Source organism: Bradyrhizobium sp. CCBAU 45321 (assembly GCF_028128975.1).
GTDB classification, from domain to species: Bacteria; Pseudomonadota; Alphaproteobacteria; order Rhizobiales; family Xanthobacteraceae; genus Bradyrhizobium; species Bradyrhizobium yuanmingense.
On the sequence record NZ_LFKZ01000099.1, the window covers coordinates 1 to 20,005 of the forward strand.

Below are 20,005 nucleotides of genomic sequence, written 5' to 3' on the forward strand. Positions count from 1 at the left end.
CCATCGTTCATTCAAAGCTCCTTCATTCTAGAAGAAGCCGTCAATCCTGAAAGTGCGAAAGACTCTGTACGTTATCAACTTCAACCAGCCTTCCGGACGAGGCGCCTGGCGGCATCATCGCTTCAGTCGCCCGTTTAAGTCCACGGCAGATGGCTAGAGCGTGAGGAAGAGCCAACCGGCTCAGCCCAATCGAGGCGACCTCATTCGGTTCACCTGATGGTACCGACACCGTCTTCCACCGTGAGTGTGCCGTGGCAAGCAATATGGTACTTGCGCCCAACAACAGGCATCTCGTCTGCCTGGGAGAATGACGGCACGTTGATCGAGAGCTCTTTTACGAGGACTTCCTCATATGCGCCATCTCTCTCCATGATCACGCGCCATCTCCATTCGCCGCCCGGGCTTTCATCGGCCATTGTGTTGTAGCGGAGGCGAATCAAAGTACTCATTGAAGTGCCCATGGAGATCATCTCCGACGCGAGAGGTCGAAGGAAGCCATTGCCTTGTCCCAAAACGAGGGCGAACAAGTCGTCAAGCCCAGGAAGCCTCTCCGCTGCCAGCGCCCTCTTTCGGAGTTTCAACTTAGCTGCTCGAAGCGCCTGTCCAATACATACAAACGTTTGTGCGGACCGATTTCGGTAGATGGCTCCAAAAGAAGCGCGCACGCCGGCAATCTCGCATTTCTCATCGTGGCCTGCACGCGGGGTTGCCAGCGTAGCGATCTTTGCGGCCGCGTCCAGAAACCACGAATGCGATGCGTCATGATCGCGTCCTGGGACTCGCCGCGCCTGATATGGCCCTCACATTCCGGGCACGCACGGGAGCTGCCACAGGTCCGGGCGCCAGCCATGGGAACACCTTTCATTCTCGCGGATAAAACCTGGCTCGTCCGGGTCAATTTGCGTCAAGTCCGGGAGACGTTCTCGATGTTCCCAGTGGCGCTATCATCGTTGCCGTTCCGTGTGCCCAGGCGTGCTCCATCGAAACCCCGCCTGTGCATTGCTCCGAGCCCGAATTGGTATCCGATTTCACTTATCTCGAAAACAATCGGCTATAACCGGCAGCCTTAAAAGGCAGGACAACGGAGTTGGGCTGCTCGATCCGGACGCTCGGTCATAACCTGACGCTCCTACCGCCGAGAGGCTACACGAACGCGTATTGGCACAAACCCGAAGCGAACTACGGCAACAATCAGACCAGGCTCAATGTGCTCCTGGTGCCCTTTCCCTATGCCATCCCTCCAGGTTGCTTCCGCGGCCGAGTGAATCGCGACAAGAAGGGAAATAAGAATCGTTGGGGACGTTTTCGCGTCGACAAAAGTGGCTCCGCCCGGAGGAGGCACACCGAGCGCCACCGATGAGGAATGGAGCACTGCAGAGGGTGATGTGATTTCGTCTTCTTCATCGATCGGCTGCTCGCAGAGACGCGTCGAAAGCGAAAGCCTGCGAACGGGATCGTTCTGCCGGAATACGCGCTCGACTGGAGCACGCATGATGCGTTGGTTAGGCACGTCCGCGATCACCATCCTTCGATTGAGTTCGTGATCTCGGGTGTGTCTAGGGACTGTAACGGCCTTCTCGGCAACTTCGTTGTGGTCTCGACCCCCTATACCAACAGCTTCGGCGAGAGAGTTGCGGCAACTCATTCCAGGCGCAAGCATCATCGTTGGCGACGGCCAGCAGATCGAGTCCTACGGCTTACAAGACGAGCTGTCCACGAAATGCGTGTGGTGGGAATATCTGGAGATCGGACATCGCATCATCCACATGGACGTTTTCCGCAACCGGTCTGCTTTGACAGCCGTGATCTGTGAAGACTTGGCTCGCGTCGACCCTGCGCTGTCGCTGATCCGATCCCTCGAGCCCAATCTCGTGTTTGCGCTCCTCATGGATGGCCCCCAACTCGCTTTCCGCTGGCCAGGTTCTTACGCTGCGAGCCTCACGGATGATCCCGGCTCGTCGGTGTTGACCATAACCTGCGCAGCGCTCATCGACCGCTCGAACGCCTCCCGGAAAGCTGCCGGTTTGAAGCGGGGGCCGCGGAGCATCGCGCTCTGGCGTCATCACCTCCGCGTGGGAAGTGCTGCGCCTCCCAATCAAGGAACGCACCAGCTCACGTTGCTGCCGAACCAACAAGCCCTGGTGCTCCAGCTCGACAGCAAGCCCGCTCCGGAAATGACGGTCGACGGCCGAGCCAATTCCGACACCACGGCCTGGTACTACCGGAGCGAGGAAGCTATCGCGATTCCTCGGAAAGAAATAAAGCGGGAAGGGTGGAACTGGATCGTCGACGGCGTGAAGTAAGCGGTTAAGCTGCACGACGTATATCGGCCGATCAGGATCCATGCGCTCTCGCGCGCGACAGGCTGGTCTCGAGAACTTACCACCGAATTTGAAGACGATGAACCTGACCGGCGACGGCAACGCATTCTCGGAGCCCTCGATCCGAAGCGAAGCGCATCTTGGCGGAGGCTGCGGCCGAAGAGCCGTCGCGCCGACCGAGCGATGGTCCCGCCTCGTTTGTAAGAGGGAATAACTGACAGCAAAGTCCTGCTGATTTCTGCATTCTTGTTCTTGCTGGTATGCGAAAGTTCTGGAACGGTCTTCTGGCTTCCTCAGACCATTGCCTCGTATTGCGGGACCTGACTGCGCTGGAGTCGGCCACCCTTCGTCATGTCTTATGCGCTAACTGGAATGGTCATGGTCGTCTAAGGCGCCATTCCGGCGGAGCGCGGGAACGGGCCAGGGACGGCCGGCTTCGGACGGCTGAGCGCCACCCCGCGGCGGAGCCGCCGAGACCACCATCCGCCTGAAAGCAGACGTTTTGTTAAGTGTGAACGCACGTTAGACAAAGCCTGGTTTCAATACGTCCTATCTAACATGGATTAAGGGCTTGCCGCGTTTTCCCGGTCCGTTGTAGAATCTTCTTCGTGTGCGGATTTCGAGGGAATAGCTTCCGTTCAGCTCCGGATTAAGCAACTTCATTTGAAGAATTCTGTGGGGGACATTGCGATGGCTAAGCCTTCCGTTTCCCGTGACGCCTTTCGTAGCTTGTTCGCCTTTTATGCGGCCAAGGCCCACCACGATCATAACGGTGTCGCCGAAGCCCGGCTCCTGAAGCTATTTGGATCGAGCGACCACATCCCGGACGGGCTGCTGGAGTTGTGGTCGTCACGGACCGAGCTGATTGGCCCTGAGGCCGTTGGCAACATAATGTCACCACTGGCTCATCAGATCCTGGACGGCGGCGCACAATATAATCACGCTAGCGACTTCCTGCATCGATTGCTGCGAGAGTTGGACCGAGAGGTCCATTAATAGCAATTGCGAGATTGGTTGGACCGCTCTTTTGGGTAGCCGGGCGTGATCGTTTCGGCCATGCAATGAGTACACGCGCACACTCGGCGGCGTGGCAGGCCCTCTAATCAGGACAAGCGGTCGCTTCGATCTTCATTCGACGTTGCACTTGAGAAAACGGCAACGAGCCGATCCCCTTCCCAAAGCTCAACGTCGTGCTCGCCATACATTTGCTCGGCCCGACATCTCGCAGCCTCCTCGTCGACGCAGTCGAGCTTCGCCGCGCATATCAGTCGCCTGCTGCTGTCCACCACGAGCACTCTGTACCGCATGATGACAGTCCCATCCCAAAGGAGCCTGTCATCCTAGTCGAATGTTCGTGTAAAGCAGCGCCAAAGTAAGTGCAGACGCGCGGAACCTTTGTGCGTTTGGCCACTTGGCTATGCCGCTCTTCCGTCACACCGGCGCGTCAGGTATCCTGCCCAGTGTAGCGCGCTTCAGCATCGTCATCTCACCGGGTGCCGAAGCGAGCGGCTCGAGCTTAAGATGGGAGCATCCCCAGCATCATCAGCGGTGCGCCAAACCAAGTTGCCGTCCGACTCGCCGCCTCGCTATCAGCCTCCGGGAGAGTAAGCCGATCGGCATGCTCGGAGGTTCGAACGAAGTCATCGCATCGTTTGCCGGCGCGGCCGCGAGAAGTTGCTCAACATCGACTTGGCTGGGCGTGGAGCCGATAGGCCTGCGCAGAGATGGGGGCCGTCGACATGACAGCGGTGTGCGGAACAAGATCGGACGCAGCATCAGCTACCTTGACCTCGGCGTGAGGCGGCTGAGAAGGCGCGGCCGGTGCGGAGCGCAGCAACTCCGCGCCCGCATCAAGGGTTCGGCTCTGCCTGGGCCCCGCCGTCCCGCTCTCGTTTAAAGCTGGCGGTGCTATCTTTGGCCAGGCGCCGCCGAACGGTCTTTTTCAGCTTCGCGGTACCCTCAGTTAGGAAGCGGCACTTCTGGTGCCTCTCCACCGATAGGCCCAATGCTGGCCGCAGGGGGCGAGTTGCTCGGGTCCCGCCCATTCCGCTTGCGTCAGAGAGGTCGGTGCGGGTTGGCGTGCAGGAGTACTGAAGAGATCCCGCAAGAGAATTGGCGGATGCAGAAGCCGTTGAAAAGGTGTCAAAAAGAAACGAAACTGACGAAGCACAATCGCAAATAGCCGGACATGGAAAGATCCGGTATCGCGCCCCGACGGGGATGACCCTTCGCGCAGACCTAGGCAGCCATGGGGGGCAAATCTGGCCGTGCGATGAAGTCATTTGCTTCTGACGTGAGATCTGGGTTGAACGTAAGTCCCTTCCAGCAACTCTTTGCAAAACAAAGCCCCTTCGTCGTTTGGTCGAGCTTCCGGAGTGAGCGGCAGACATCATGTCATTGAGGAGCCGATGTACGGCTTCAATCGGTATAAGGGCGTGGTCGGTCGGTTTCCGCAGTCTCGTTTGAGGTCAAGCAACGTCGCGCCCGTCCGATCTGTGCGTCGGTAGCGCCTTGATTACGAGCGTACATCTCGGGCACCGGTGCCGATATTTCGCGACGTAGTATCTGACCTCGCTGCAAGATATGCGAGTTGTGGGCCTGTTGGTGACGCGAAGCGAATGCTTCGGACCCCAGCGCAAAGCAGGTCTGGCTCGCCCACGCGGCGCAAATCAAGAATCGCGCCCTGGTCAAAGTGCCGGGAAACTGGCTGCAGAGGGCAGCTGCTCGTGAAGCGACCTGACCCGGCTTCGTATCAATGTCGAAGCGGGGACGGGGGATCGTTGCATTGAACGGGAGCTGTCACCGCCGAACAACTCTTCTTCTCCGCGCGGCGTTCTGGATACGCCGACCAATCCTTCTCGCGTTAGCGGCTCGCAGGCGTCGCCGGAGCGCCTGCAGTTCCCCAAATAGTGCGATAAGCCCCTCGACCCGTTGACGCAGAATGGCCGAATAGTTGTAAACCTGACGTCGATTACTCATTACTGCCTCGAACAATGACTATTGAAACAATATCCGGCGAAAGCGGGAAGAGCATGCAACCGGAGGTAGGATCATACAAGCTGAAAAAAAGGGCAGGATAAAGCTTGAAGGACCCATCGACACCAAAGGGGTTGTCGTTGCGGGTCACCTTCGCTTTGGTTTCGGGTCAGCTTCGTTCGAAAGTCGGTCGACTTGGGCCAGGTTGCGGGTCTGATGCCGCAGCACAAGGATGGACACTTTTTGTCGGTTCAGGCGGGGTGCTTACTTCCCTACTGATTGGCCGGGTGCCCGCTCAAGAGGCGGCCGAGGCTTGCCCAGCCCCGTGGTCCCGGAGGGAGCCTCGCCACCAGCTGTGCTGCTCCCAAGCCGCTCAAACGTCGTGACGAATGCCGCGAAGGCGGCGACGATCACGGCAATCGCGAACAACAGGATCACAGGGTCGGGATTCCGCTCAGTACTCATGAGCAACTCCACTCAGGTGGCCCGGCAGCCCAACTAAGCTCCGCATCGCGCCGTCTCAGCTTTCGCCCGAGAGCTTCGGTCCGAGCGTCTCTCCAAATATCGATGTGAGCTTGCAAAACGCGGAGTTTATTACAGGTTCAAAATATTTGTTGGTCAATCCGGGGCGTTGGTTCAGATCTGTCTCTGTTCTTGGGTTAGCGCTTCGAACGCGCGGGTGCTCCCCGCGAAGCATCATTCTGATGCTGGGCGGCTCTTCGACTGAATGTCCTTAGCGCCGTCGGCGACGAGAGCATGTGGCAGGTTTACTGACATAACCCGCCGGCTAACTGCTGCTTCGACGTTGTTGAAGTCACTGCGGTTGCGAGATCGGGAGGCCCTACCATCCACCGGCTGCGAGCACCACCACGTGCGCGAAGGTCGCCGATACGAGCGGAAAGCTAAATCGAAGAAGGCGTGCCGCCGATCTTAGAGAGGGAGCATCCGCCAGCGATGGATGCGAGTAGAATGGTCCAAGCCACAAATCAGCCCCTGCGGCTGGGCTCTTTACAGGCTTGCTACTTGGCGCAACACGACGTCGCAGCACGCGGCTCGAGCTTAAGACAACTTCCAGGACCATCAGAAGCAGGCCCTAGGTCGCGGTTCAGGCATTCCGTGGAGCTCAGCCTCATTTGAAGACCATAACGCGAGAAAAGAAGAAAACCGGCAAGATCTGATCGAAGAGCTTGAGGCGGCGATCAGAAGGCTCAGCGGTATCGCAAAGTCGCTGGAGAACCTTTCCCTGTAGGTCGGCCGGTCGGTTCGTTAACGCGCACCAAAGTTGGCGACGATCTTCAACGGGTATAGTCCATCAGTGTAGTGTCGCGTTGGCATCTACTAGATACGGCGATTCCAACGATTGAGAGGAATTCCCCCCCGTCATGGTCGCGCCGATGACTAGCTTGGTGAAGCTTGGTACGCTGCCATAGGATGACGTGCCACCGATGGCGCCTTGGGTGGTGTAGGTGTAGTTGCTGGCATTATAAGACCAGGCCGCTTTGACGCGTCCGCGCTCGCCATGACGAGGGCGGTGAGTGAACAAGCCCACCGAAACCTAGACCGAAGCTCGACACCAAATCTTCACCCATGCAGCCAGCAAGCGTTTCGCGCGACGATATAGAGGATGCCAGGTCCCGGCGTGACGGCCACGAGCATCGCCGCTGCCAGGAAAATGAAGAACTGGTACCCGAACACAGCTCGGCCTGGCTTTGCGGTCTGAAGCGTCATGGCTCAGGCCAGCGTTGGGACCATGATGCTGACTTCCTGATCGCGCGGTTCTTGGCTCGCGGCAAGGCCGGTGGCGACACCGATACGGTCGGCAAGAGGACGGTTCTGGCTCATCTTGCGCTTGCCCTCGAACTTGGTGACGGGAATGCGGATTCCGACAATCCCACGCAACTGGGCGGCGATGAAAATCTGCCGGAGCGTCGCTGACAGACCAAGGTGTCACCCGTGAGCCCTCATGGATGTTCGTCAATCGGGTAACTACATCAAGCAGACGTTCGTTATCTTCGAAGAACTCAACCGGACCGTAAGCATGGACGGCGATGTAGTTCCACGTCGGCACTACCTTTTCGGTTTCCTGCTTGGTGGCGCACCATGACGGGGTCACGTAAGCTTCCGGACCCAAGAAGACGGCCAGGGCTTCGCCGATCGGAGCCGCGCGCCATTGCGGATTGGCCTTGGCGAGGTGGCCATACAGAACTCCCCGTTCGCCTTCCGTCGGGTCCAGGAATAGCGGAAGTGGTGTTGCGAGCGGCCCTTCTGCCGTCGCTGTGATTAGGTTCGCCAAGCGTGCGGAGCTGATGGTCGCTCGGATGTTCTCGATGTTATCAGCTCGGAAGGCGGGGGGCACGTACATAGCGCTTCTCCGTTCTCCGCTCCGGAATAGCCCAAGCCCGGTACGTTTAGAAAGGCCAGTTCGTTACGATGTCGCTGGTCCAGTTGTTTCGCAGTTATCACCGTGAACGAAACTGGTCCCTCGCTTGCGCCAGGAGCTGGCAGCCACGCTCAATCTGATGAGCCTCCAGCGCGGCATAACCCATGATGAGCCCGACGAGGTTTGGTCCGCGCCGGCGGTCCGGCTGACGTTGATCGTACAGGGGCGAGATGGGGTAGACGCCAACCCCCTTTGCGCGGGCTGCTTCGATCAATGCTGCTTCGGACTTCTTGGGCAGATCGTCGAACCAAGCGACCAGATGCAAGCCGGCAGCGTCACCTTCGACTCGGATTCGCTCGCCAAATCTCCGCCGCAATGCCTCGATCAGGGCTCGCCGGCGCTCGTCGTTGCGCCGCCGCATGCGCCTGACATGCCTGTCGTAGGCGCCCGTATCGAGCATCGTCGCGAGTGCCTCTTGCTCGATGAGAGATGTGTGTCGGTCCATGATCTGCTTGCCGGCGCTGAACGCGAACTGCAGTTCAGGAGGCACCACGACATAGCCGATCCTCAAGGTAGGCGAGAGTGTCTTGGAGACGGTCCCAAGATAGATGACGTGCTCGCTTTCTTCGAGAGCGTGCAGCGGGAGCACAGGTTTCGTGTCGTAGCGGTACTCGCTATCGTAGTCGTCTTCGATCACGTAGGCCTCAACCTTCTTGGTCCAGGCGAGCAACTGATGCCGCCGCCGGATCGGCATGACACCGCCAAGTGGAAATTGGTGCGAGGGCGTTACGTAAGCGAGACGAGCTTCGGCCCTTGCAAGCCTCGCCGTGTTCAGCCCGTTTGCGTCGACCGGAATTGGCACCGCAATAGCTCCGGTCGCCGAGAGGATGTGCCGCGCCATAGGGTAGCCGGGATCTTCCATGACGAACCGATCTCCAGCGTCAAGCAGCAGCCGAGCACACAAATCGAGCCCTTGCTGTGAACCGTTGACGACGATGATCTGATCGATCTCGCATCGTACGGTCCGCGAACGCCAGAGATAGCCCTGCAGTGCGGTCCGCAGACGCAGCGAGCCACGTGGATCATCGTAAGTCAATGTTCGGGGTCGCTGCGTGATCGCAGCGGTTACGGCTCTCTTCCATGCTGGTACGGGAAAGTCCAAGGGTGAGACATCACCATAGCGAAAATCGGCAACGAGATTACGAGGTTGCTCGGTTGAGCGTGCGACGACCTGTCGCAAACGTTCACCATACCGCGAGACTCGTGCCTTGCGTGTACACGACCCTGCTTTCGTGCCTGTGCGCCCGGTCTCGACGGCAGCCTTTGCGACCCGTGGGCGGGCGCCGTGGCGGGTCTCGATGAATCCCTCAGCCGCCAATTGTTCGTATGCGACCGTCACCGTTCCGCGCGATACTCCCAGCTCTTCGGCGAGAGCGCGGGACGAGGGCAGCGACCCATTCGAGCCGTATACGCGCCCCAGGATCTGATCCCTGAGCACTTCATAGATCCGACGCGCTCCCATCCGCCCGACACGGTGTGACGGCACCTTAATCTGGACCATATGAACCTAACCAAAGAAAGCTACTGGCTAGACCGGTCTGCGCCCGTTCGGCTCCAAAACCAAGCTGGTTCAATCGAGGTGGCCGCGCAATCTGAAAAAGCTCCACGAACTCCTGACCGTCTGTATTCCGGCGTGCCCCAATATCGGTCTCGATGAAGTCTATTGCCGACTGAATTGCAAAGAGCCTTCCGGGTTATGTGCTCAACAAGGCCGGGACTGCCGTTGTTGAGACGATACCGACAAAGTTGGTGGCATTGTCGTGCTTGAAACCAAGTTCAGGTGCTTCTCGGCCTCGGGCGACTGGAGATTCCATCTGCTTTGATTGGCCCGCCTCTTGCTGAGTTCAGGCAAGTCGCAGACGCGATCTCCCATGTGACTCTTTGAGACCAAATCCAGCCCTTCGTAGCTTCCGTCCAGTTCGCAAGAGCTTGGCCGGCCAACCCAGTCCAGGACATGCCCCTTAATAAGTCGCTCCTCCTAGCCGCATCACTCTCCCTGACTTGCTTGTTCTCCTCGGCGTTTCCCCATACCTTAGTGGCCAGCGTGCCGGCAGGTGATCCTTTTCTCACCGACAACGTGATCCAGTTCACCTTCCCCCCGCGTTATGCGGTCGGCCCGAGGGTAAGATGCGCGACGCATATGTTCGACATGCGCTGCCAAGACAACGGGATCGAACATCGGCTGATCAAGATCAAGCATACCTGGACCAATGGCCAGGTCGAACGCATGAATCGCACGATCAAGGAAGCGACCGTGCAACGCTACCATTACGATCGACACGATTCTAGATGCCGGCGATCATAGCGATTGAGGATGCGTCATCCGTGACTGATGATCGTATACTGGCAGTGAAGTCTCGCTGGCTCACCGTGTCCGAGTTCAGACACGCGGGGCGCATTGGCGTTCACTGCAACGTCATTTAGAGGACATCTACATCTAAAGACCAGACGGATACACATTGCGCCTCGCCGGCATGATTTCTGCTGCTGTTAGCTTCGACATGCGTGCGGGGTCCCGCACAATGAGGACCGCTGACCAAGTCATGCATAAGCGCGGCGTCATATATAAGATCGGCGGTTTGATGATCGCTGTCTTAGCTTAGCTGGAGGCGGCTGCCGTGAACAGGTCCAAAGGCAACACAGAAAACGAGGTCCTGCGTCCTTCCGATTACAATCGAGCGCTTACGATAAACGATCAGCATGCCAGACTGATGATCAATGCTCCGGAGGTACCGTTCTGGCTCGCAGATGGTGCGTCGTTCGCCTATCGATTGACGAACAACGGCAAGCGCCAATTCGTACTCGTGAATGTTGTCAACGGCAGAAAACAGGCAGCTTTCGATCATCAGAAGCTAGCTTCTGCGCTGAATCGCTTGGGCCACAAAGATGCTAATGCCGATAATCTGCCATTCGACCGTTTTGAGCTCGCTGACGATGGTGGCAGAATAAGTTTTGAGATTGAGGATACAGCTTGGAGCTGCGAACTTATAAACTACGCGTGCTCGAGCGAGACAAAGCTTTCCGCAAACGACCAGCAGAGCCCATACGATGATACGCCACCTGTGGAGAATGATCCTGAGAGCGCCAGCGTGTCGCCTGACGGGAAATGGCTCGCCTATACCCAGGATTACAACCTGTTCCTGCGCAGCAAGGACGGCTCGAAGGACATTCGTTTGACTTGGGACGGATCTGAATGCAACTACTACGCGTTCTCGACGCTGAGTTGGTCTCCAGACTCGCGTCGCCTCGCAGCTTACCGCGTCCGTCCGGGCCACAAACGGGAGGTTCATTACATCGAATCATCCCCACGCGACCAGCGCCAACCGAGGCACTGGACGATGACTTACCCGAAGCCCGGCGATGCTCTGGCACTGCCACAGCCGGTGCTTTTCGACGTCGGTGATCGTCGCAAGATCGCAATCGACAATGCGTTGTTCCCAAATCCCTATGACCTCTCTCCCATCCGATGGTGGAAGGACAGCCGCGGATTCACCTTCGAGTACAATGAGCGAGGCCATCAGCTTTACCGGCTCGCTGAGGTCGAGGCGGCCACAGGCACCGTTCGAACTCTGATCGACGAGCGCAGCAACACGTTCATCGATTACCAACCCCTAAGAATGGACCAGTCAAATACTGGCAAGACCTTCCGGTACGACGTTGAGGACGGGCGTGAGATCATCTGGGCCTCAGAACGCGATGGATACGAGCATCTGTACCTGTTTGATGGATACACTGGCGAGCTTAAAAACCAGATCACGCGTGGAGCTTGGGTAGTCCGTTCCGTCCACTACGTAGATCCTATCAAGCGCCAGATTTGGTTCAGTGCAAGTGGAATGAATAAGGGGGAAGATCCGTATTTCGTCCACGCCTACCGCATCAACTTCGATGGCACGGGACTGACGTCGCTCACGCCCGAAAGGGCGAATCATCACGTCCAGTTCTCGCCAGACGGCCGCTATTATCTAGACTTATGCTCACGCAGCGATCTCCCGCCGCGCCTAATGTTGTATCGAACCATTGACAACTCGGAGCTCGTGCAGGTCGAGAGCGCCGATATTTCCGCGCTCGTAGCCGCTGGCTGGCAGCCGCCACTGACGTTCCATACAAAGGGCCGGGACGGCGAGACCGAAATATGGGGGATTATTCATCTCCCGATCAACTTCGACCGAAGCCGCCGATATCCGGTCATTGAAAAGATTTACGCCGGGCCGACCGGTTCTTTCGTTCCGAAGTCTTTCTCACCTGGCGTGGAACCGCTCACACGGCTTGGATTTTTTGTGGTTCAAATCGATGGAATGGGCACGAACAATCGGTCGCGTGCGTTTCACGACGTTGCCTGGAAAAACCTGAGAGATGCTGGCTTTCCCGACCGAATCCTTTGGCACAAGGCGGCGAGCGCGGAGTTTTCGTGGTACGACATCTCGAATGTCGGCATTTTTGGTGGCTCGGCCGGCGGTCAAAACGCGGTGAGCGCACTGCTCTTTCATTCCGATTTTTATAAGGTGGCCGTCGCCAATAGCGGTTGCTACGATAATCGTATGGACAAGATCTGGTGGAACGAACAGTGGATGGGATGGCCCGTCGGTATTGAATATTCGCAGTCTTCCTCCGTCGACAACGCTCATAGATTGCAAGGTAAGTTGCTGCTCATCCTGGGCGAATTGGACCGCAATGTCGATCCATCCTCTACATTTCAACTAGCTGACCGGCTTATTCGAGCAGGAAAATACTTCGACATGCTTGTGGTGCCAGGTGCGGATCACGGAGCGCCGGGGTCTTACAGTCTGCTCAAGCTCCTCGATTTTTTCGTTTTGAATATCCTCAGACAGACGCCGCCTAATTGGAATGACCCATCTGTTGGCCAGCCAAAGAGCCAGGAGGCTCTATCATCGTGCGAAGAGTCAACAGCTGAAGGCTGCCGAGACCGGCCAAACTGACTGGAGACAGAGGCGCTGGGGCCATCAGCATCGCATGTAAGCGGCGGTTGCCAATGGGAAATAGTATCGTTTGTCGAAGTAGCTGCTCTTCCAGCGACTTGACAGCCGTTCGGAAGGGGCCGTCAGTGACAAACTGATGCTGCCTGTCTCTCCCCGTCACGTTTCCATGGTCAGGTTGATGATGGCATCTAACGCCCCCGTACGAACGAGTCGATCTCGCGCGCATGGCCACCAGAGAGCAGGGCGTGAAGCTTCCCGCTCGTTGACAGCCATGCCGATGCTAAAATTTCGCCTCTCCTCTGGGGGCAGCGACTGAGTTATCCGGGCGCGAGTGCCAGGCCTACAAGATGGCAAAGAGGCAGGCGCGCTGTTTGGGCTCACGCCAAAGATATACCAATCGAGAGAAAAGGACATCATGGGTAGGATTACGCTGGGCAGCGACGAATTGTTTGAAGCCGCCAACGTTCTACTATCGCACATCACGCGATTCTGAAAGCGTAGCGCTGGGGGAAGGACGTCGCCGAACGGCGAGGCTCTAAGCGCGCAAAGTCGCCTTGGCACGTAAGCCGCAGTGATCTGATCTGCCACTGAGTATTGCTCCAGCAAACTCGTTTGTTGGCGAAGGATATGTGCTCGCCGATGTAGATTTCTCCGCTTGCGCGCCGTGAAGGATGCCGTCGACGACGAATTGGTCCTTGTGGCCGCGATTGAGGCGTTGGTCGCCGGGCAGAGCATGGAGGAAGCCATCTCGCGCGCTCACGCTTAGCCAGACGCGGGAGTTGACGCAAATCTCATTCATTCGCGCAGGAGCGCTGCGGACGAGATCCTCGCGTTTGTGAAAGCCTGGGAGAACAGGTTGCCCGTTGTGATCCTTCCTACGAAGTAATATCGAACACCCGTCGTGTATGTCGCAAGACAAGTATCGCCACGCTGCAGGTGTTCCGGGTCGCCAGTCGCGTGCCTGCAGTCCAGCGGAAGAGATAAACGACCTCCGCGTCGATACCGGCCACCTTGGCGACAAGCGACGATGCCGCAGAAAATTGGATGCAAAGCGCGGCCTTCAGTTCTTCGAGCACGAGCGGGTGCAGCGGCTCTTTTAGGTTTACACCTCCGATGTCCGCGCCGACGTGGCCGGTGAGCGGATGAACGGCAATACTGCGCGGGGCCGCTGCCGGAGTATTTGAGGAGGGCGAGGTGGGCTTTTGAAGAGTTGACCTAACCATAGTGGCTCCTTTGCTAGCTAGGTTCGTTCGATAGCCTTCGAGAGACTGAAGTCAGGGACAGCGGATTTTCCCGGTACGGCCGTGTTCGTGCGCGGCACGGATCATTGACCGACCCTCTCAGTGGCTTTCGGCTGCTCGAGAGGGCGTGGTGTCACGCCGTCGGCGTTGTTCTGCCAGGCGATAATCGTGTTGAACCGGCCATCGACATATGGCGCAATGCCGATTCTCTGTTTGAGCGCGCCGGTGGCGAACAAGCCATCCGAGATCTGCTGGAAGACCTGGATGGACTTCGCATCGATCGGGTAATACGCGCCATGTCCGGCAGCATCGTCCAACCACTTGCCTTGCTCGAAGGTGAGGCCTTCTTGCTTAACGTAGTTGGCGCGTATCCACCCGTCCGGGTTTGCGCCTTGCCAGTTGTAGAACGCAACCGCGCGGCGCACGAAGTCAACAACTGCGGCGGTTTTCGCGGGGTCATCAAGCAAGGCCTTGCGGGTGAGTATGACGTTGACGCCCCTGTTATGTCCGCGGCCATCGGCGATAATCGGTGGCTTGCCGATCCGAAAATATTGACCTCCGATGACGATCGCCGCATCCACGGATCGGGACGCGAAACTCGGCGCGACTTCAGTTCCGGCGAGTGGCACGCCCTTTACTGATGACGCACCGAGGTCAAGACCGTTGGCATGAAGAATGCTGGCCAGCACCATGTGACGACCAGAACCCGGAGGATAAGCGACCGTCCTCCCTTTACGATCGGCCACCGCTTTGATGCCTCTGTCCGGCTGTGCCACCGGGTAGTAGTTCTCAGGGCTTCCCGGATTGGCATAAAAAAAGCCTGTAAGCCGCGACATGGTCGAGAGCAGGTCAAGCGCGACGATGGTGCGGAACGCAACCATGGCGCATGTTGCGCCGCCGGGTCGGAAGGGCCCGATGTCAGCTCATCGACCAGCTGCCCGGAATACACCGGCGTGAACAGGTCGGCCGCCGTTGCGCCGACAAAGCCGACGAGGATTTATGGCACGGAAAGGCTGCTTCAGCCAGTGCTCCAAGACAAACGGGAGCACCACGCCGATCGCATGGGGAGTTCGTCATCTTGAACAATCATGACGTTCGCGATTGTGCTGCACGCTGCTAAGATCCTTTCGATCCCGACGCGATGTCCCCAATGCGTGGCGCTGCCGTACGAGGCGACGTGTGCCCAAGGTCCAAGAGCTGCGATCGAGAATCTTCCACCCATTTCACCCCTCTTTGCGTAAGCAGTTTAGCTGAAGCGGCTCAAGCTTTGCGGGTTCTACAGCATGAGAGCAGCGATCTTCGTCGTCCGCTGTGCGATCCGTTCGAGAGTTTGTGTGAGCCATGCATCGGATTGACAACATTCATCTTCACCTGTCTGCAGAAGCGTGGCGATGCCCGCCTAGGTCCGGCCGCCCGATGGCTGTGCGCGCGTGCATTTTAATGCCGGATGAGTCGTTTAGCATTTCGTGTAAACCGTCAGACCGTTAGATTTAGTTGCCACTGGCAGCCGGAGAAATGGACGATGCCAAGCGAGCAATTCCGACTATCACCCTTCTTTTTGTTGTTTGCTCCGTTGCTTGCGCTTTGACGCGGTCAGAAACCCATCTTGCGGAGTTGCACAAACAGTCCCATAGCAAGCCTTCTCACCCTTGTAGTTGGCCAGCGCTTCGACCAACGTCGACATGACGTCCTGTTTCAGTTCGTCGGGGATAGGCTCAGGACCTCCTAGCGAGTTCAACGCCACCTCGATCAATTCGATCGCGCGATCCTTGTTGCCGCTCTCATAATAATACTGAGCGACCGTCCCATAGGACAGGTACTTAAAGCCACCGTCCCCTTGCAGAGGATTCAGCGCAAGAATGTGTTCGGACAACTCTTTGCCCATCGCGAGGCGCTCGGCAGACGGGAAGTGGGAGTTGTCATTCGCCGGATCAAAGAGTTGGCGCAGCGCCCACTCCATCCACTGCTCATCGTTTTTGTCGATCGCGTCGCGAGCGAATTGCCTCAAAACCGGCAAGCCGGTCTGCAAGTTGCTTGTTCGGGCCTCGTGCGCCGTTGGAGCTTGTTCGTAAGCTGCGACGCCGAGCAGCTCAAGTCCGCTGTCTTTGTATTTCTCTTGCAGCTGTACTAGATCAGGCATCACTGCCGTACATGGCCCGCACCAAGTCGCCCAAAATTCGACGATGTACACCTTCCCGGGCGGAAGCTTGTGAGGGGCTCGCCGCGCAGCCAATTCTCCACCTTGATCGGAGGAGCTGGGGACTCCATGCGCAGCACCATGTTGTTCTCCAAAATTGTTCTCCAAAACTATTGCCACTCGTTGCGCGACTTTGTGCGCTACTGTCTCTCTCAGAAACGGAGCACACCTTCAATAGAAGGAGAGCATCACTCGTTTTGCGCATCTGATGTGCGCTCAGCCCTCACTCCGTGTTTCTGCATCCAAATAGCAACAAGCGTGCCATCTCGGTCAGCACCCATCAAGCGCCTGACTACGCTTTGAAAACTCCAAGGCGCCCCAAACGCAGCCGGTGTTTTGAACCTGACGGATTTGTCCCGTGTCAGACGTTGGACCACGGAATCCAAGAGGGGTGAGCGCTTGGTCATGCGAGCCGATCCGGCAAGATCTCGTGTCTAGGACTGCCGCCGCCCTAACGCATCATGTAGCAATGGCAGATAGAATCGATTTCGCAAGTGAGGCGCGCTGCCGCTCCAGAGTGACCAGCACAAGCATTTGAATAGGTCTTCCCACCGCCTTCGGCGAGACGATTGAGACGTCGGCTTCGATGGTGCCCCCAGAGCGGAGCCTCTTCAGTCGTCGTTGACAGGGCGGTAGCAGAAAGCCCAGCCATTTCGCCGAGCACCTCGGAAGTTAGGCGGTTGTTCTTTCGCACAATCTCGAGGATGTGGCGTCTACTCGATCATATCGCATGATCAGCTCCCGCCTGAGTGAATCCCGCCGTGAAATTCCTGTGCGATGCAGGAAATCGTCCAAACCTCAGGAAAGTACGCCGTAAAAAGGTTCAGGAAAATGCACGCAGACGACATGGCACAGACCTTGATAACAGACCTTGCTACTGGAGTGCGGCAATAGCGAACGAGTGCTGGTGCAAACAGATGCGCACCGCCCGAAGCTCTGCTTCCTTGAACGGATGTAACCCCTCATGAGGGAAAACCTTCCTGCTTGTGACTTGGATCGTCCTCGCGCTTAGCGGCGGCACCGACAACCGCGGATCTCACTGGGAACCCGCTTCATGTACACGAACCATCGGGGTATCAGCGAGCTACGGCGAGCGGTGCCGACTGGAATTGAATTCTTCGAGAGCTCGTACTATCCAGAGGATGGTGCACAGTGGTTTGTCGTCGGATGGTGCCTCGGGAGTGTGGTCGCGCCGCAGCTCGTTCCAACTGTTGAGGCGTCTGCCCTCGGGAGGTACGGCCGGCTCGCCCTTGATGACGGGCAGGTTCTCCTCAGTGCCAACGAGCTCGACCACGAAGATCGCGCCGTCCTCCGGCCTGCCCGTGCCTCCCGTCAAGCGCGACGGGCGGCAAGCCGGTCGCGCCTGCGATCAGAGATCAGCTAGACAAAAAGTCGGCCCAAGGTCGGGCACTAAGTTTTGGAGAGTAACATGGTGCTCGGATTAGAATCACCAGCTCCTCCGATACAAGTGGAGAACTGGCTGCGTGGCGGGCCCCTCTCCAGCTTCCAGCCTGGGAAGGTGTACATCGTCGAATTTTGGGCAACTTGGTGCGGGCCCTGTGTCGCGGCGGTCCCGGAACTGGTGCAGTTGCAAGAGAAATACAAAAACAGCGGCATTGAGGTCCTCGGACTCGCGGCTCTTGAACGCGCTCAAACAGCGGACGAGGCCCGAGACAAGTTGGACGCCTGGTTGACTGAAAAGGTACCGAATCTCAATTACCGGATCGGATTCGACTACACAGGCGAAATGGAAAAGCTCTGGCTAGATGCCAGCTTGTCTGTCGGGATTCCCACCTCGTTCGTGGTCGACCGTGACGGCCGCATCGCCTTTGTCGGTTTTCCGACACAGCTCGATGACGTTTTGCCGAAAATTCTGACCGGCAGCTGGCGGACCAGCGATGAAGCTAAAGCCGCCGAAACAGAGCGGATCGCCGAAAACGAGCGTATAATGCGCGAAATGGAGCAAGAAGCCTGACTGAGCCGCTTTTCGCCAAACTTAGGCTAGCGATGGAGAGATTGGGCGAAGCCGCGTTCTGCCCTCGAAGAGGCGTCGCTCTAAGGCCGGATGAGCTTAGCGTCCGCCTGCTCCATACGGATCCGTTGCTTCGAACGGACCGGTTTCCAGCTGCGAATGAATTTGTTCGCGGCGCGATCGACAAATACTTTGGGCTGTGGATGAAGGGGCGGGGGGAGTGCCTTCGGCATCTTTAGCTAAACGGTGTGCGGTCCCATTGGCGACAAAGGATGTGCGAGTCATCAAGAGGGCCTACAAAAAGTGGTTCATCAGCGGTGGCGCCTAGTGCTAGCGCTGTCCCCACGACTGGACTGCACCCCTGCAGTGAGACACGATAATTACAGTGACAGTGTTGTCATGAATCGTTACCGCGCGTTGTTTTGCGCGAACGCGGCTTCGAACCCAATAGCTTAGGCGGGCGGGGCATCGGCGCCGTAATCTTGCACCCGTTTCTAATTCGGTCGTATTTTCCGCAAAGGCTAACATGCCCCGAATCCACAGGCCGGCAAAACCGGGCTAAGATGGGATTTTCCCTTCTGGGGGCACCTCATGTTCGATACGGCAACCATCGCGCTTTTGCGCGCAGTCCTTGATGAAGTGTGCGAAAGCGTCTTAGGCCGACAGATCGGCGCACGTACGCACGTTGCTTCGAAGATCCTGGAAACTGCGACCAGGGGCGAAGTCTCTCGCGAGAGGCTTAGGCAGATTGGGCGAGATGCTCTTTCGCACGCGCCCACGATGTGGCGTTGATCGGGGGGCGGATGTGAACTTCCAAGTCACGGTCCTCAAGATCCTGGTGGCATATCCGGATGGGTTTGCCGTGATGGAGGACCTCAAGAGGGACATGGCCATTCTGGCGACCAGCGGACGCGATTGGGCGGACCGGACCAGACGCCTCGCCGCGCGGGTGCCGGATCTCAACATCTGGTCACAAGGGCTCGTCGAACGCACAAGCGGTGGTTGGAGGCTGACTTCCAAAGGGCGGGAAGTACTTGAATTTATGGAAGCCCGACCGATGCCGGAGCAAATCCAAGCCTCGGCCAGCGAGACGACCCCGCCGGTAGCCGAAATAGCGGCGGTTCCTCCGCTGCCGCAGCTCGCCGACCGTGCGAAGCTGCGGCGCGAACGCCGTGAACGCCGCCGCGAGGCCCGCGAACGAGCCAGGGCGAACGCCTCCTAGTCAAAGAAAAAAGCCGCCAGCGGAGCTCGGCGGCTTAATAGTCCCGGACTGTCGATTGCCTCCCCACCGCGGTTACCTTGTTTGCGGCCATGCAGGCCCGATCTACCGACCGCTTTTCGATTCGGTCATCAGGCGGCCGAGTTGTGCACCGGGCTCTTACAGGCCTCGGTAGCGCCTGAAACCAGGTGGGCGGGAGGCGCACCCGCACGATATCGCCGGCCACGACCGCCCTCCCACCCGCACCACGCCCAGCACCCCACATCTGAATGCAGGGCCCGTTTCCGCCGACGAGAGCACGCGCCTCTTAATGCCCGCCCGGAAGCAGTCGATCAGGACACGGGGCGTGCGGAGGCCGGTCAACTCGACGATGGCTGTGGGCCCGAGTTCGATCAGCGTCCCGAGCGGCATCCGTTCGAGGTCCGGGCCCGCATTGGTGATGTTCTCGCCGAGCTCTCCGGCTCCGACCTGGAAACCAGCCTTCGAGAGGGATGCGAAGAGCTCGAATGGGATCAGGTGGACCTGCCGCAGGTTGGGAAGCCGGGGTCGGCGCCGGGCGAGATAGCGTGCCGGACGAAGGGGCCGGCGTGGGCGTCGCCTTCGACGCCATGGCCTTCAACCAGCGCGATCTGATCCCGTGACGGCTTGCTGAAGTGGTGCCCGCGATCGGCGGCGACCGCCACCACCTTCCCTCGAGCGAGA

At 58.2% G+C, this 20,005-nt stretch carries 11 protein-coding genes and 4 pseudogenes; 8 read left to right on the forward strand and 7 right to left on the reverse strand.

Annotation, left to right across the window (positions count from 1 at the left end; genetic code table 11):
- Positions 1-209: 209 nt before the first annotated feature.
- A complete protein-coding gene (locus tag ACM43_RS11265; protein ID WP_141697718.1) occupies positions 210-461 on the reverse strand; it encodes a hypothetical protein in 252 nt (83 codons plus the stop codon).
- A gap of 1,170 nt (positions 462-1,631) precedes the next feature.
- Here ACM43_RS11265 and ACM43_RS11270 point away from each other — a divergent pair.
- The gene (locus tag ACM43_RS11270; protein WP_271540106.1) at positions 1,632-2,303 is read left to right on the forward strand and encodes a hypothetical protein; all 672 of its coding nucleotides are present in this window, start codon (positions 1,632-1,634) and stop codon (positions 2,301-2,303) included.
- Positions 2,304-3,011: 708 nt separating this feature from the next.
- Positions 3,012-3,317 carry a hypothetical protein gene (locus ACM43_RS11275; protein WP_036030545.1) on the forward strand — a complete coding sequence of 102 codons (306 nt, stop codon included), beginning with the start codon at positions 3,012-3,014 and terminating at the stop codon, positions 3,315-3,317.
- Between the two features lie 3,711 nt (positions 3,318-7,028).
- On the opposite strand, the pseudogene ACM43_RS11285 reads toward ACM43_RS11275, so the two are convergent.
- Both ACM43_RS11285 and pdxR read right to left on the reverse strand, forming a co-directional pair.
- Positions 7,029-7,659, reverse strand: a pseudogene (locus ACM43_RS11285) (FMN-binding negative transcriptional regulator).
- 97 nt (positions 7,660-7,756) lie between these two features.
- Positions 7,757-9,238, reverse strand: a complete 1,482-nt coding sequence (pdxR, locus tag ACM43_RS11290) for a MocR-like pyridoxine biosynthesis transcription factor PdxR (RefSeq protein WP_271540109.1) — start codon at positions 9,236-9,238, stop codon at positions 7,757-7,759.
- A 663-nt stretch (positions 9,239-9,901) separates the two neighbouring features.
- Here pdxR and ACM43_RS11295 point away from each other — a divergent pair.
- Positions 9,902-10,021 (forward strand): annotated as a pseudogene (locus ACM43_RS11295) (IS481 family transposase); the annotation flags it as partial.
- 319 nt (positions 10,022-10,340) lie between these two features.
- Positions 10,341-12,674, forward strand: coding sequence for a S9 family peptidase (locus ACM43_RS11300; protein WP_271540122.1), 2,334 nt, complete (start codon positions 10,341-10,343; stop codon positions 12,672-12,674).
- 875 nt (positions 12,675-13,549) lie between these two features.
- Here the strand turns inward: ACM43_RS11300 and ACM43_RS11315 are convergent.
- The 4 genes and pseudogenes from ACM43_RS11315 to ACM43_RS11335 all read right to left on the reverse strand — a co-directional run.
- Positions 13,550-13,897 carry a hypothetical protein gene (locus ACM43_RS11315; RefSeq protein WP_271540111.1) on the reverse strand — a complete coding sequence of 116 codons (348 nt, stop codon included), beginning with the start codon at positions 13,895-13,897 and terminating at the stop codon, positions 13,550-13,552.
- A 101-nt stretch (positions 13,898-13,998) separates the two neighbouring features.
- Positions 13,999-14,796, reverse strand: a complete 798-nt coding sequence (locus ACM43_RS11320; protein ID WP_442869295.1) for an ABC transporter substrate-binding protein — start codon at positions 14,794-14,796, stop codon at positions 13,999-14,001.
- A gap of 665 nt (positions 14,797-15,461) precedes the next feature.
- Positions 15,462-16,195 (reverse strand): annotated as a pseudogene (locus tag ACM43_RS11330) (TlpA disulfide reductase family protein).
- Positions 16,196-16,580: 385 nt separating this feature from the next.
- A pseudogene (locus ACM43_RS11335) lies at positions 16,581-16,844 on the reverse strand (AsnC family transcriptional regulator); the annotation flags it as partial.
- A gap of 697 nt (positions 16,845-17,541) precedes the next feature.
- Here ACM43_RS11335 and ACM43_RS11340 point away from each other — a divergent pair.
- The 4 genes from ACM43_RS11340 to ACM43_RS11355 all read left to right on the forward strand — a co-directional run bounded on the left by ACM43_RS11340 (position 17,542) and on the right by ACM43_RS11355 (position 19,944).
- Positions 17,542-18,087 (forward strand): TlpA disulfide reductase family protein, encoded by a 546-nt coding sequence (locus ACM43_RS11340; protein WP_074448281.1) that lies wholly within the window; start codon positions 17,542-17,544, stop codon positions 18,085-18,087.
- A 588-nt stretch (positions 18,088-18,675) separates the two neighbouring features.
- Entirely contained in the window at positions 18,676-18,876 is a 201-nt protein-coding gene (locus ACM43_RS11345) for a hypothetical protein (protein WP_036030533.1), read from the forward strand.
- A 13-nt stretch (positions 18,877-18,889) separates the two neighbouring features.
- Positions 18,890-19,306, forward strand: a complete 417-nt coding sequence (locus ACM43_RS11350; RefSeq protein WP_074448280.1) for a hypothetical protein — start codon at positions 18,890-18,892, stop codon at positions 19,304-19,306.
- A gap of 503 nt (positions 19,307-19,809) precedes the next feature.
- The gene (locus tag ACM43_RS11355) at positions 19,810-19,944 is read left to right on the forward strand and encodes a hypothetical protein (RefSeq protein WP_271540116.1); all 135 of its coding nucleotides are present in this window, start codon (positions 19,810-19,812) and stop codon (positions 19,942-19,944) included.
- The last annotated feature ends 61 nt before the right edge of the window (positions 19,945-20,005 follow it).